Origin of the sequence: Nonomuraea sp. NPDC050547, from assembly GCF_044457345.1 — a bacterium.
In the GTDB taxonomy this organism is placed as follows: domain Bacteria; phylum Actinomycetota; class Actinomycetes; order Streptosporangiales; family Streptosporangiaceae; genus Nonomuraea.
The window spans coordinates 103,654-116,841 of record NZ_JBITGW010000016.1 but is presented as its reverse complement, the minus strand read 5'-3'; the positions used below and the strand labels follow the sequence as shown (position 1 = coordinate 116,841).

The window sequence follows — 13,188 nt, the reverse complement described above, 5'->3', positions numbered from 1 at the left end:
TCTATGCTAGCAATCATACTCTATGCTGGCCAACACAGGAGGTCATTTTGCGCTTCGTCACCTACGCGTCGGCCGAGGGCGACCGGGTCGGCGTCGTCAACGGCGACCAGGTCCACGCCCTGCCCGCCGGCACGGGCCTGATCGACCTGCTCGGCCCGTCGCTGCGGCAGGCGGGCGAGCGGGCACTCGCCGAGCCCGCCCAGGTCACCCCGCTCGCCGAGCTCACGCTGAAGGCGCCCATCCCCAGACCGCCGTCCATCCGCGACTGCCTGTGCTTCCTCGACCACATGCGCGGCTGCCTCAGAGCCATGGGCGGCACCGAGACCCTGGAGCCGACCTGGTACCAGATCCCCGCCTTCTACTTCGCCAACCCGGCCACCGTCATCGGGCCCCGCGACGAGGTGAGCGTCTCGCCGGGCAGCGCCTGGTTCGACTTCGAGCTGGAGATCGGCGCGGTGATCGGCGTGCCGGGGCGCGACCTGACGCCCGAGCAGGCCGTGGAGCACATCGCCGGCTACACGCTGTTCTGCGACTGGAGCGCCCGTGACCTACAGGCACTCGAAGGCCAGCTCAAGATCGGGCAGGCCAAGGGCAAGGACGGCGCCACCACGCTCGGGCCCTGGCTGGTCACGCCCGACGAGCTGCCCTTCGGCCCCGGCGGGCGGCCGGCGCTCGAGGTGCGGGCCGAGGTCAACGGGGAGCTGGTGGGGGCGGGCCGTACCGACGCCATGGACTGGACGTTCGGCGAGGTCGTCGCCTACGCCTCGCGCGGCGTCGAGCTCCGGCCGGGCGACGTCTTCGGCTCCGGCACCGTTCCCGGCTGCTGCCTGATCGAGCACCTCAGCTTCGCCGACCTCGCCGCCTTCCGCGGCTGGCTCAAGGACGGCGATGTGGTGACGCTGCGCGCCGAGGGGCTCGGCGAGATCCGCCAGACCGTCCGCGCCGGTACGGCCCCGCATCCGCTGCCCGCCAGACCCGATCCCGCCGCCGGTCCGCCCAGGCCGCGGGCCAACCGCGCGCCGAGCACGAAGGTGCCGTACACGAAGGGGCCGCACCAGGTCGGCGACGGGGTGTGGGCGTGGCTGCTGCCGGACGGCGGCTTCGGCATGAGCAACGCCGGACTGGTCGCCGGCGACGGCGCGTCGTTGCTCGTCGACACGCTCTACGACCTGCGGCACACCGCCGAGATGCTGGACGGCCTGCGGCAGGTCACCGACCGCCACCCGCTGACCCACCACGTGCTCACCCACGCCAACGGCGACCACACCCACGGCGGCCAGCTGCTGCCCGGCTCGGTCCGCGTCATCGCCGCGGAGGGCACCGCCCACGAGATGCGTACCGAGATGGCCCCGGAGATGACCGCGGCGCTCCAGATCATGGATCTCGGGCCGGTGCTCACGCCGTACCTGCGTGAAAGGTTCGGCGCGTTCGACTTCGGCGGGATCAGGCTGCGCGGCCCCGACCAGACCTACGAGCGGCGGCTCACCCTCGACGTGGGCGGACGCGAGGTGCGCCTGCTCGACCTCGGCCCCGCGCACACCGGGGCCGACACGGTCGTGCACGTGCCGGACGCCGGGGTGCTGTTCGCGGGCGACCTGCTGTTCGTCGGGTGCACGCCGATCGTGTGGGGCGGCCCGATCGCCAACTGGGTCGCCGCCTGCGACACGATGCTCGCCCTCGACGCGCCCACCGTGGTGCCGGGCCACGGGCCGGTGACCGACGCCGCCGGGATCCGCGCCGTCCGCGACTACCTGGGCCACGTCGTCGCGCACGCCGACGCCGCCCACGCCAAGGGCCTGGACGTGCGCGAGGCCGCCTTCGGCATCGACCTGGGCGAGTACGCCGCCTGGCTGGACGCCGAGCGGGTCGTGGTCAACGTCTACCAGCGCTACCGCGAGCTCGACCCCGAGCAGCCGGTGCTCGACCGCATCGCGCTGTTCGCGCTGATGGCCGAATGGGCGCGCGCATGAGAATCCCGGACACCGAGCACACGAAGCACGCCTGGCACATCCACGAGGTGGCGCCCGATTTCCGGGTCGAGGACGTCTGGGCGCTGCCGACCCCCGGCGGCCCCGGCGACCTGGACGTGCTCGTGCGCCAGATGTCCACGCGCCCTGGCGGCTTCTCCGGTCTCACGGGCGCGCTCTTCGCCCTCCGCTGGAAGATCGGCGCGCTGCTCGGCTGGGACCGCCGCGCCGCCGGGATCGGCTCGCGCGTGCGATCCCTGCGCGGACGGCTGCCGGAGCACCTGCTCGCCAGGCGCGGTCCCGACCTGCGCGCGGTGCCGTTCACCTCGGTCTTCCAGACCGACACCGAGTGGGCGTCGGAGATGGCGAACAGGACCGTGCACACGGTGATGCACATCGCCTGGGTCCCGGACGGCCGTGGCGGCCACCGCGGCCAGATGGCCGTCCTGGTGAAGCCGAACGGGTTGTTCGGCCGGGCCTACATGCTCGCGATCAGGCCGTTCAGGCACCTGATCGTGGATCCCGCCCTGGTCAGGAAGATCGGCCGGGGCTGGCGAACACCCGAAGACCCGAGTCGAAGGAGATCCTCATGAAGGTCGGCATGATCGGACACCACTACCCGAGCGCCGAGCACCGGGAGGAGTTCGTCGCCCGCGTCCAGGCGGTGGCGGCGGAGTTCCGGCGCGCGCCCGGCTGCCTGTCGGCCACGTGCTGGCTGGCCGGCGACGCGGTGGTGTCCATCGTGGAGTGGGAGTCGGAGGCGGCGTTCACCGCCTCGCTCGCCGCGGTCCAGGCGGCCGACGTGGATCTCGCCTACGACGAGCGCGAGGTACGGCCCCGCGAGATCATCCGCCTCGTGGCGCCCTGACCAGCCAGACACCCGTCACGAACGCGAGCGGGAAGAGGGCGGCGGCGCCCAGGGGCAGCACGAAGAAGGTGAGCATCGTCCGTGGCTCGTCGGTCATCAGCGCCGTGACGGCGTAGGCCACCAGCACGATCAGCACGCTGCCCGCCACGGCGCCGCCGGCCTGGCGCGCGCCGCCGCGGGCGGCGAGCATCACCAGGCCGACCAGAAACGCGAACGGCGTGATCATGGGCGCCAGGAAGTAGAAGTACCCGATGCCGCTGCGCGGATCGGCGGTCAGCGCGACGACCAGCAGGGCGACGGCGGGAACGGTGGAGATCAGGCCGGTGATCAGCCCGGTCCTGGCCACGGCGGCCATGTGGGGGAGAGGGTGCACGATCGGCAAGCTAGCGGGGGCCGCTTGCACAACGCTTTACGCCGGTTCCTCCGGGAACGGGCAGGATGTCATGCGTGAACATGTCCGACGAAGAGATCGCCAGAGCCCACGTCACGACCCCGCCCGTCCACAATGATCACATCCACCTGGCCGGCTACGACCCGGCCTGGCCGGTCCGCTTCGAACGCCTGGCCGATGACATCCTGGCCGCCCTCGGCGAGGTCAGGCTGGAGCACGTCGGGTCCACGTCGGTGCCCGGTCTGCCGGCCAAGCCGATCCTCGACATGCTCCTGATCGTCGAGGACCCGGCCGGCGAGGCCGCGTACGTCCCGGCGCTGGAGTCGCTCGGCTACGTCCTGACGATCCGCGAGCCGGAGTGGTACGAGCACCGCGTGCTCAAGCTGACCGGCGGCGAGATGCCGGTCAACCTGCACGTGCTGCCGGAGGGCTGCCTGGAGGTGCGCCGCATGCTGGGCTTTCGCGACTGGCTGCGTACGCACGACGAGGACCGCGACCTGTACGCGGACACCAAACGCGACCTCGCCGGGCGCACCTGGAAGTACGTCCAGAACTACGCCGACGCCAAGACCCGGGTCGTGGAGTCGATCCTCGCCCGGGCCGGCGTCTGACGTCACCGGGCGAGCCGGTCCCAGAAGCCGCAGTTGTGGCTCTTGCCGACATCCCGCGGGCCCGGATCGTCCGCGCTGATCGACATCGCCGTCCCGCCACGCGCCTTCGACCTCGGCCAGTACGGCAGGCCGCGCCCGTTGGGGTCACCGGTCCTGGCGAAGTTCGACCAGTAGCCGATCATCTGGGCGGCCAGCCGCTTCTGCGCCGGGGCCGAGATCGGCTTGGCGCCCGGCATGTCGAACAAATACTGCAGCTCCGCCCCGTGCCAGGCGCCAGGCCGGAAGGTGAGCCCGGGATAGTCGCCGACCGACTGGGCGAACTCGAAGGCGTGCACCGGGACCTTCCCGGCCATGGCCCGCGCCGTGGTCACGGTCGAGCAGAACCAGCCGTGGTCGGTGTACGCCGATCCGAGTGCCTCGGCCGGCCGCACCCCGCCGGACAGCGGGTAGCGGCGCAGGACCTTCGGGGCGTCGGCGCCGAAGCTCTCGCGCACCTTCACCGGGTACTCGGCGGCCGTGAGCGGTTTCGACGGGTCCGCGCCGTCGAAGCGCCACACCATGAACAGGCGGCTCTCGTCCTTGGTGGCCCCGATGAGGACCGGCACCCGGTTGAACCGCCCGTCGCCGAACACGTCGCCCTTCGGCAGGAACGCGGAGCCTGATCCGCCGCCGGCCTCGAAGTCGCCGGCCTGCACCTGGAGGATCTTCTCCACGCTCAGCCCGCGCAGGCACGCCGCCGCGCCCGCCCGGTCGGCGCAGCCCAGTTTGGCCGCGGTGGCCAGGTTGCCGGGCAGCGTCTCCTTGTGGGTGCGCGGCCGCCCGTCGTTGGCCGGAGTGCCCTCGAACAGGGAGTTCTTCGCCCACCGCAGCTTGCACGGCCCGCTCTGCAGGATCGCCCGGTGGAACAGCCCGGCCGCCGGGGGAGCGGCCAGCAGCCCGCACACCGCGGTCGACCCGGCCGACTGCCCGCCGATCGTGACGTTGCCCGGGTCGCCGCCGAACGCGGCGATGTTCGCCTTCACCCAGCGCAGCGCCGCGATCCGGTCCTCGGTGCCCCAGAAGCCCGAGTCGCCGGCGGCGGAGGCGGCGTCCAGCGCGGGATGCTGCAGCCCGCCCAGGATCCCGATGCGGAAGGCGGCCGACACGACCACGACGTCACCGCCCGCGACCAGCCTGTTCGCGTTGTACTCCGAGGCCGCGCCCGACATCCCCACGCCACCGTGGAACCACACCACCACGGGCCGCTTGCCGGGCTTCGCCGGGGCGGTCACCTCAAGGTAGAGGCAGTCCTCCACGCCGCTGTCGCCCCCGCCCATCTGCGGGGACTGCGGGCATCTGCGCGCCGACGCCGCCGCGTCCCGCACCCCCTTCCACGGTACGGCCGGCCGCGGCGACGCCCAGCGCAGCGCCCCCACCGGCGGGGCGGCGTAGGGCACGCCCAGGAACCGGTTGACCCGGCCGTCGGTGACACCCCTGACCTTGCCCTTGTCGGTGCGCACGTCCACCCGTCCCTGGGCCTGGACCTGCGCGTTCACCGGTGGGCTCGCGGCGGCCGGTGGGGCGGCGGCGCTGAGGGTCAGGGCGGCGGTGAGCAAAGCGAGGGTCGTCCTCATCCGTCCTCCAGATATTAGCGTTTCGCTAAATCGGAACACATGGCGAGACCGCCGGTCAATCCCTTACTTAGCGAAACGCTAACCGTTGTCGCGGCCGGTCAGACGGTTGTAGGTGCCGACGACACGCTGATCGAGCTGCTCGGGGGTCACGCCGAGCTGCCGGGCGAGAGCCGTACGCATGACGAAATATCCGTAGAAAAAGCTGTCCCACATGACCAAGATCGCGGCCAGATCCACGTCCTGGGGCAGCCGGCCCTCGTCGCTCTCGCGGCGCAGATCGGCCAGGCGGCTCTCCACGTACGGCATGGGCGCGAACTCCTCGTCCCCGTCCAGCGCCAGCAGCGCCACCACCCGGGCATAGCTCGAATCCCGGGCATGCGCCTCGAACGACCACGCCTCCTTGTCGGCCGGGGCGTCCTCGCGTACCTGCTCGAACGGCACTTCCCCGGCGTTCTTCCTGGCCTCCAGCGCCGCGCGCAGCAACGCCTGGCGGCTGCCGAAGTAGTGGTGGATCAGGCCGCGGTTGACCCCGGCCTCGTCGGCGACCGCCTGAAGGCTGAGCCCGGCCAGCACCCCGTCACGCTCCAGCAGCCGCAGCGCCGCCGCCATCAGCGCCGCCTCGGTCGCCGCCCGGCTCTGCGTGGCCTTGGACCCCCGCTTGGGAGCCGCGCCGCCCGTGCCTTTCGCCTGCCGCTTCCCCTCCGCGCTCACGACCTCAATCCTTCCACGGTCGTACGTCACCCCGGCGCGGCCCCTTCTGAAGGAGGAGACGGCCCCCGCTCCCCGAAGGGCTCACCATGGCCGGACGGCCGATCGTGCGGCGGCGCCCCGGCCGTGAGGATCGACGGCATGCCTACCCTCGCCCTCCTCCCCATCGCCCTGGCCGCGACCCTGACCACCGCCCTGACCACCGCCCTGACCACCGCCCTGACCACCGCCCCGGCCGCCGGGACGGCCGCCCCGGCGGCCGGGGCGGCGGCGGTCTCGCCCGCCGCCTGCGCGGACGTACGCGCCGACGTCCGGGCGACCCTGGACCGGGTCGTCCGCGAGACGAAGATCCCCGGCCTGGCCGCGACCGTCTCCGGCACCCGATGCGGCACCTGGAACCTGGCCGCCGGTCTCGCCGACCGCGAGCGCGCCCGCCCGATGCGGCCCGGCGACCGCTTCCGGGTCGGCAGCGTCACCAAGACGTTCACCGCCGCCGTGGTCCTGCAACTGGCCGCAGAGGGCAGGATCGACCTCGACGCCCCGGTCTCGCGCTATCTGCCCGAGCCGCCGCCCGGCGTGACCGTACGCCAGTTGCTGTCCCACGAGGCCAGGCTCGGCGACTTCGCCGAGCGGCTCACCGAGGAGCAGCGTTTCACCAAGCTCACCCCGGCCGAACTGGTCGCCGCCGGACTCAAGCTGCCCCGCCCGCCAGGCTGGGCCTACTCCTCCACGGGCTACGTCATCGCCGCCCAGATCGCCGAGAAGGTCACCGGCCGGCCGTTCGGCGACCTCGTCACCGACCGGATCATCAGGCCGCTGAAGCTGCGCGACACCTACTGGCCCGGAACCCGCACCACCATCCGCGGCCCGCACGCCAAGGGCTACCTCAACGACGACGGCACGTGGCACGACGTCACCCGCTGGACCCCCACCACCGCCCACGCCGCCGGCGCGCTCATCTCGACCGCCCCCGACCTGAACCGCTTCTACCGCGAACTGCTCGCCGGCCGGGTCGTCCCCGCCGCCCAGCTGGCGCGGATGAAGACGCTGGTCCCCGCCGACCCGGCCCGCATGTGGCCGGGCGCGCGGGCGGGCCTCGGCCTGTTCGCCGACACCCTCGGCGCCGCTCAGGGCTGCGCGCGCGAGCGCACCTGGTACGGCCACGGCGGCAGCTTCCCCGGCTACCGCACGCTGGCCGCCGCGCTGGACGACGGCGGCGCGACCGTGACCTTCGGCGTGAACGCCCATCCCGGCCTGGACAAGCTGGTGCTGATCAAGCAGGTGGCGCCGCGAATCCTCTGCGCCCTGAGCGACTCGGCACGATAGAAGCCGGCTAGCTGTAGCGGTCGAGCACGTTGTCGAGCGTGGCGATCAGCCGGTGGGGCGGGTACTCCCCGGGGTTCATGACCCCGTGCAGCGTCAGCCCGTCCACCACCGCCACCAGGGCGTCGGCGATCTCCTCCGGCTCCTTCTCCCCGCTCATCTCGCCCACCGCGATCGCGATACGCACCAGCAGGCGTACCGTGTCGCGCCACTCGCGGAAGCTGGCGAAGCGCCGCTCCCGAAGCGCGGGCGAGGTCACCATCGAGCCCCACGACAGGACCAGCACCTGCGTCTCCACGCTCGCCGCGCCGATCGGCAGCGCCGCCAGCAGCACCTCGCGCACCGCGTCGCGGCCGGAGCGCCCGGCCATGCGCGCGCCGAGCCGCTCGCGGGCCACCGCGTACGCGCGCTCAAGCGCGGCCTCGAGGATGGCGTCCTTGTCGGGGAAGTAGTAGGCGAGCAGCCCGTGCGCGTACCCGGCCTCCTTGGCGATCTCCCGCGTCGTCGTGCCGGCCAGCCCGAGCCTGCGGATGGTCCGCCAGGTCGCCGCGATCAGCTCCTCGCGGCGCGCGTCGTGATCGACCACCTTCGGCATAGCTCCGCATCGTACGGCAGGTCCCGGCCCAGGCCTGTGCCAAGTCTTGGCGTCCTTGACCGCACAAAGGGCAGATGGCGGGCAGTTATCGGGTCGAACCCCGCGAACGGACAAGGACAGGCTCATGCGTGCACTCACCATCGCCCCCGGCGCCACCGGCTCCCTGCGCGTCGAGGACGTGCCCGACCCGGTCCCCGGCGCGAACGATCTGCTGGTCGAGGCCATCGCGCTCGGCGTCTGCGGCACCGACCGCGAGATCGCGGACGGCGAGTACGGCTGGGCCCCGCCCGGCCGCGACCGGCTGATCCTCGGCCACGAGAGCCTGGGCCGGGTCCGCCAGGCGCCGGAGCGCAGCGGCTTCCTGGCGGGCGACCTGGTGGTCGGCATCGTCCGCCGCCCCGACCCGGAGCCGTGCGGCGCCTGCGCGCACGGCGAGTTCGACATGTGCCGCAACGGCCGCTACACCGAGCGCGGCATCAAGGAGATCGACGGCTTCGGCTCAGAGCTGTGGACCGTCGAGATCGACTACGCCGTCAAGCTGGCCCCGTCCCTGGAGGAGGTCGGCGTGCTCATGGAGCCGGCCACCGTACTGGCCAAGGTGTGGGACCAGATCGAGCGCATCGGCACACGCGCCTGGTACGGCCCGCGTACCGTCCTGGTCACCGGCGCCGGCCCGATCGGGCTGCTGGCGGCGCTGTTCGGCCGGCGGCGCGACCTGGAGGTGCACGTGTTCGACCGGGTCACCGACGGGCTCAAGCCGGTGCTGGTCCGCGACCTCGGCGGCACGTACCACACCGGCGACGTGATCGAGGTGGCCGAGCGGATCGCCCCGGACATCGTCGTCGAGGCGACCGGCGTCTCCGAGGTGGCCGTCGGCGTGATGACGACCAACGGCCCGGCGGGCATCGTCTGCCTCACCGGAGTCACGCCGACCGGCCGGCCGCTGCGGGTCGACGCCGGTACGCTCAACCGCAATATCGTGCTGGAGAACGACCTGATCTTCGGGTCGGTCAACGCCAATCGCCACCATTACGAGCAGGCCGCCACGGCGCTCGCCGAAGCCGACCACGGCTGGCTGAAACGGCTGATCACCCGCCGGATCCCGCTGGAGCGCGCGCACGAGGCCTTCGAGCCCGGCGACGACATCAAAGTGGTCCTCGATTTCGAGAAGTAACGCCCTTTCCGAAGCCGAAAACTCCAGGCGGAATGCTGCTAGCTTTTCCCCGGGTCATTCTGAAGGGAAGCCGATGGCTGAGGAAAAGGCGCTGAACGTGGGGCCCGCGGGCCTTGAGGTGGCCTACGAGCGCCACGGCGACCCCGACGACCCGCCCCTGCTGATGATCATGGGCATCGGCGGCCAGCTGGTGTCCTGGCCGAGCGGTCTCGTCGCCGAACTGGTCGCCCGCGGCCTGTACGTGATTCTGTTCGACGGCCGGGACAGCGGGCACTCGACACACCTGCGCGACGCGCCCGTTCCCGATGTGGCCGCGGCCATGGCCGGAGACCTGTCCGCGGTCGCCTACACGCTGTCCGACCTGGCCGCCGACTGCGCCGGCCTGCTGGACGCGCTCGGGCTGGGCAGCGCCCACGTCGCCGGCGCCTCGATGGGCGGGATGATCGCGCAGACGATGGCGATCGAGCACCCCGGCAGGGTCCGGTCGCTGACCTCCATGATGTCCACGACCGGCGACCCCTCCGTGGGACGCTCGAACGCCGAGGCGCTGCGCGCGATGGGCGGCGGCGCGCCGCCTGCCAACCGGGAGGAGTACGCCGACCAGGCCGTCAGGGCGATGAGCGTGCTCGGGTCGCCGGGGTTCGAGCCCGACCTGGCCGGGGCGCGGGAGCGGGCCGAGCGGGTCTACGACCGGGGCTGGGATCCGGCCGGGATGGCGCGTCAGGCTGTGGCGGTGATCGCCTCGGGGGACCGTACCGACAGGCTGCGGGAGGTCGTGGCGCCCACGCTGGTGATCCACGGCGCCGACGACGTGATGTTCGACGTCAGCGGCGGGAAGGCCACGGCGGCGGCCGTGCCGGGGGCCGAGCTCGTGGTGGTCGAGGGCATGGGCCACAACTTCCCGAGGCAGTTGTGGCCCGATCTGGCCGCGCGGATCGCCGCCTTGGTCCGGCGCGCGGAAAAGGGGCACTGACCGCCTCAGCCGGAGACGGCCTTCTCCAGCACCCGCAGTTCCTCGGCGCCGAGGTCGCGTAGCGGGGCGCGGCAGTATCCGGCCGTTCTGCCCCTGATCCGCAGGACGCCCCGGTATAGCGCCAGGTCGCCCACCCCGCGTACCGGCGGCTGGAAGAGCATGCGGCGCAGCGGCAGCAGCTCCGCCCACCGGGAGCGTGCCAGGGACAGATCGGCGGCGCGCACGGCGTCCCACACGCTCACGGCGGCGGCGGGGACGATGTTGAGCAGCCCGCTGATCCACCCGTGCGCACCACCGGCCAGGGCCTCCAGCGGCGAGGTGAACCCGCCGTAGAAGGCGTGGAAGCCGGGCAGCGCCGACAGCTCGCTCAGCTGGTGCACGGTGGGCAGCGTGCTCTTCACCCCGTGGATGACCCCGTCGGCGTGCAGCGCCGTCAGGTCGGGGACGTCCAGCGCGGGGACGGCGGCGTTGGCCGGGATGTTGTAGACCCAGATCGGCAGCCCGCTCGCCGCCGCCACCGCGCGGTAGTGGCCCAGCACCTCCTCGCGCGAGGGCCGCTGGAAGTAGGGGAGCACGACCAGCGCCGCGGCGGCGCCCGCCGCCTCGGCGTGGGCGGTGAGCGCGACGGTCTCCGCGGTGGTGTACGCGCCGGTCCCCGCCAGCACGGGAACCCGGCCGGCGACCGTCGCCACGGCCGCCTCCAGCAGCGCCCTGCGCTCCTCGCCGGACAGCGCCACGAACTCGCCGCTGGTGCCGCCGACGACGAGCCCGTGCGCGCCCTCGCCGACCAGCCAGTCCAGATGGTCGGCGGTGGCGTCCAGGTCGAGGCGCCCGAACCGGTCGAACATGGTCAGCGCGGCCGGGTAGACGCCGTTCACCGGGTGCCGCCGGCGTCGTACTCGGGACGGAAGGGGTGCTTGACGATCTCCTCGATGCGCAGCTTGGGCCCGAGGCCGGGCGCGTCGGAGACCACCCACTCGCCGTTGCGCACCTGGGGCGGGTCCTCGGTGTAGCGCTCCCAGAACACCATCTGCTCCGGCGTGAGCATCGACTCGGAGATGAGCAGGTTGGGCAGCGTGGCGCCGAGCTGCCAGGTCGCCGCGCTGGCCAGGGGTCCGAAGGGGTTGTGGAAGGCGATCGAGACCGCGTTCGCCTCGGCCAGCGTCGCGATGCGCTTGGCCGCGGTGATGCCGCCGCAGAAGATCACGTCCGGCTGCGCCACCGACAGCGCGCGCCGCTCAAGAAACGGCGCCGCCGCGTACGGCCCGGCCCAGCGCTCCCCGGCGGCGATCGGCGTCGTGGACCGGCGCGTCACCTCGGCCAGCCACTCCGGCCGCTCCGGCGGCACCGGCTCCTCCACGAACGCCAGCCGGTACGGCTCCAGCACCTCGCACAACCGGATCGAGTTGGCCACGTTGAGCCGCCCGTGGCAGTCGAGCATCAGGTGCACGTCGGGCCCGGCGACCTCCCGCGCCGCCTCGAAGTACTCGGCCAGCAGCGGCCAGAACCAGTTGGGCAGCAGCTCGGTCTCGGTCTGCCGGGCGGGGATGGCGGCCGGCGTCTCGTGGTGGACGCTGGAGACCTTCGTGTAGAAGCCGGGCAGCGTGGTCTTGATCGCGGTGAACCCCATGGCCAGCCGGTCGGCGATCTCGTCGGCGAACTGCTCGGGCGTCTCGGTCGCCCTGGCGTGCGTGTAGACGGGGACGGAGTCGCGGAACTTCCCGCCCAGTAACCGGTGCACGGGCACCCCGAGCGCCCTGGCGTTGAGGTCCCACAGTGCCACGTCGATGGCGGAGATCCCGATCGTCAGCAGCGTCCCGCCGAGGAAGGAGTCGCGGTACATGCGCTCGAAGTGCTGCTCGATGCGGGTGGGGTCCTTGCCGACGAGGTACTCGCCGAGTTCCTCGACGATCGCGGAGACGGTCTTGGTCCGGCGGCGCATCGCGACCTCGGCCACTCCCTCCACGCCTTCGTCCGTCTCGATCCTGACGTAGATCGCGTTGTAGTACCCGAACTCGGCGATCCACTGCCGGACGGCGGTCACGCGCATTCGATGACTCCTATCACTTAAGACTCCTTCTCCCGATGATGTCCTCATCGTCCGAATAGAAAGGACCTAAGTCAAGAGTCTCAAGTTTTGCGGCCAAAATTGGGCCGATGGTCTACGATGACGTGGAACATAGGACATGAGTGGAGGCGAGACGTGGACACCGAGGCATTGCCGCGCGGGCGCGCGCTGCTGGGCACCCGAGTCGCCGCCCTGATCACGGACTACATCAGGAAGCAGGGTCTCAAGGAGGGCGACGAGCTCCCGTCGGAGGCCAGGCTGGCCGAGGAGTACGGCGTGAGCCAGCGCGTGGTCCGCGACGCCTTCCGCTCACTCAGCCAGCAGGGCGTCATCCGCACCCGGCAGGGCAAGCGCGCCGTGGTCAGCGAGCTGCGCCCGGTCGCCGTCCACAGCTACTTCCGCCTGGCCATGGAGGCCGACGGGTCGGCCATAGACGAGCTGGTCGAGATGCGCCTGGCCCTGGAGACCAAGGCCGCGGGGCTGGCCGCCGCCAGGATCACCGACCGCGAGCTGGAGGGCCTGCGCGCCCTGCTGGAGGAGGCCGACGCGGTCGGCGACGACCTGCAGCGGCGCGTGGAGCTCGACCTCGCCTTCCACCTCGGCATCGTCAAGGCCGCCCGCAACCGCTTCTTCACCGCGGTGCTGGAGGCCCTGTCCGACGTGCTGGCCAACGAGCGCGAGAAGGGCAAGGAGCTGACGGAGTTCCTCGGCGAGACGCACGCCGAGAGCGACGCCGAGCACAAGGCCCTGCTGCTCGGCCTCGGCACCCGCGACGCGGCGCTGGCCGAGCAGCAGATGCGCGCCCACCTGGAGCGCGTGCAGCGCACCTTCCGCGGCGACGACCTGGAGTAGGCGACGGCCTGGAGCAGGCCGTGACCTGCCGGAGGCCGTGACCTG

14 protein-coding genes are annotated in these 13,188 nt (G+C 72.2%); 8 read left to right on the top strand and 6 right to left on the bottom strand.

Annotation, left to right across the window (positions count from 1 at the left end):
- Nucleotides 1–47 precede the first annotated feature (47 nt).
- Genes ACIBHY_RS35330 through ACIBHY_RS35320 form a run of 3 tightly spaced genes read left to right on the top strand, consistent with a single transcriptional unit; the run spans nt 48 to nt 2,835 of the window.
- Nucleotides 48–1,970: a fumarylacetoacetate hydrolase family protein gene (locus ACIBHY_RS35330; protein WP_397308958.1), complete on the top strand. Its 1,923-nt coding sequence runs from the start codon at nt 48–50 to the stop codon at nt 1,968–1,970.
- Complete coding sequence (locus ACIBHY_RS35325; RefSeq protein WP_397254462.1) at nt 1,967–2,560, top strand: DUF2867 domain-containing protein; 594 nt, start codon at nt 1,967–1,969, stop codon at nt 2,558–2,560. Before ACIBHY_RS35330 ends, ACIBHY_RS35325 begins: the two co-directional genes overlap by 4 nt.
- Nucleotides 2,557–2,835, top strand: coding sequence for an antibiotic biosynthesis monooxygenase (locus ACIBHY_RS35320; protein WP_397105666.1), 279 nt, complete (start codon nt 2,557–2,559; stop codon nt 2,833–2,835). Before ACIBHY_RS35325 ends, ACIBHY_RS35320 begins: the two co-directional genes overlap by 4 nt.
- Here the strand turns inward: ACIBHY_RS35320 and ACIBHY_RS35315 are convergent.
- Nucleotides 2,813–3,208, bottom strand: coding sequence for a hypothetical protein (locus ACIBHY_RS35315; protein WP_397254461.1), 396 nt, complete (start codon nt 3,206–3,208; stop codon nt 2,813–2,815). The two genes, ACIBHY_RS35320 and ACIBHY_RS35315, sit on opposite strands and share 23 nt — an antisense overlap.
- 80 nt (nt 3,209–3,288) lie before the next feature.
- Here ACIBHY_RS35315 and ACIBHY_RS35310 point away from each other — a divergent pair, with 80 nt between their 5' ends.
- On the top strand, nt 3,289–3,837 hold the full coding sequence (locus ACIBHY_RS35310) for a GrpB family protein (protein WP_397254821.1): 549 nt from the start codon (nt 3,289–3,291) through the stop codon (nt 3,835–3,837).
- Between the two features lie 2 nt (nt 3,838–3,839).
- On the opposite strand, the gene ACIBHY_RS35305 is transcribed toward ACIBHY_RS35310, so the two are convergent.
- On the bottom strand, nt 3,840–5,450 hold the full coding sequence (locus ACIBHY_RS35305) for a carboxylesterase/lipase family protein (protein ID WP_397308957.1): 1,611 nt from the start codon (nt 5,448–5,450) through the stop codon (nt 3,840–3,842).
- Nucleotides 5,451–5,528: 78 nt separating this feature from the next.
- Entirely contained in the window at nt 5,529–6,161 is a 633-nt protein-coding gene (locus ACIBHY_RS35300; protein WP_397254457.1) for a TetR/AcrR family transcriptional regulator, read from the bottom strand.
- A gap of 138 nt (nt 6,162–6,299) precedes the next feature.
- Here ACIBHY_RS35300 and ACIBHY_RS35295 point away from each other — a divergent pair, with 138 nt between their 5' ends.
- Nucleotides 6,300–7,484 carry a serine hydrolase domain-containing protein gene (locus tag ACIBHY_RS35295; protein WP_397308956.1) on the top strand — a complete coding sequence of 395 codons (1,185 nt, stop codon included), beginning with the start codon at nt 6,300–6,302 and terminating at the stop codon, nt 7,482–7,484.
- 7 nt (nt 7,485–7,491) lie between these two features.
- Here ACIBHY_RS35295 and ACIBHY_RS35290 read toward each other — a convergent pair whose 3' ends face one another.
- Nucleotides 7,492–8,076: a TetR/AcrR family transcriptional regulator gene (locus tag ACIBHY_RS35290; RefSeq protein ID WP_397308955.1), complete on the bottom strand. Its 585-nt coding sequence runs from the start codon at nt 8,074–8,076 to the stop codon at nt 7,492–7,494.
- Nucleotides 8,077–8,200: 124 nt separating this feature from the next.
- On the opposite strand from ACIBHY_RS35290, the gene ACIBHY_RS35285 reads away from it, so the two are divergent.
- Nucleotides 8,201–9,250: a glucose 1-dehydrogenase gene (locus tag ACIBHY_RS35285; protein ID WP_397308954.1), complete on the top strand. Its 1,050-nt coding sequence runs from the start codon at nt 8,201–8,203 to the stop codon at nt 9,248–9,250.
- A 73-nt stretch (nt 9,251–9,323) separates the two neighbouring features.
- Nucleotides 9,324–10,223, top strand: a complete 900-nt coding sequence (locus ACIBHY_RS35280; protein ID WP_397254449.1) for an alpha/beta fold hydrolase — start codon at nt 9,324–9,326, stop codon at nt 10,221–10,223.
- Nucleotides 10,224–10,228: 5 nt separating this feature from the next.
- On the opposite strand, the gene ACIBHY_RS35275 is transcribed toward ACIBHY_RS35280, so the two are convergent.
- Nucleotides 10,229–11,101, bottom strand: coding sequence for a dihydrodipicolinate synthase family protein (locus tag ACIBHY_RS35275; RefSeq protein WP_397254447.1), 873 nt, complete (start codon nt 11,099–11,101; stop codon nt 10,229–10,231).
- Nucleotides 11,098–12,273, bottom strand: coding sequence for a mandelate racemase/muconate lactonizing enzyme family protein (locus ACIBHY_RS35270; protein WP_379614131.1), 1,176 nt, complete (start codon nt 12,271–12,273; stop codon nt 11,098–11,100). Before ACIBHY_RS35270 ends, ACIBHY_RS35275 begins: the two co-directional genes overlap by 4 nt.
- A gap of 153 nt (nt 12,274–12,426) precedes the next feature.
- Between ACIBHY_RS35270 and ACIBHY_RS35265 the strand changes: the two genes are divergently transcribed.
- A complete protein-coding gene (locus ACIBHY_RS35265) occupies nt 12,427–13,143 on the top strand; it encodes a FadR/GntR family transcriptional regulator (protein ID WP_397254445.1) in 717 nt (238 codons plus the stop codon).
- The last annotated feature ends 45 nt before the right edge of the window (nt 13,144–13,188 follow it).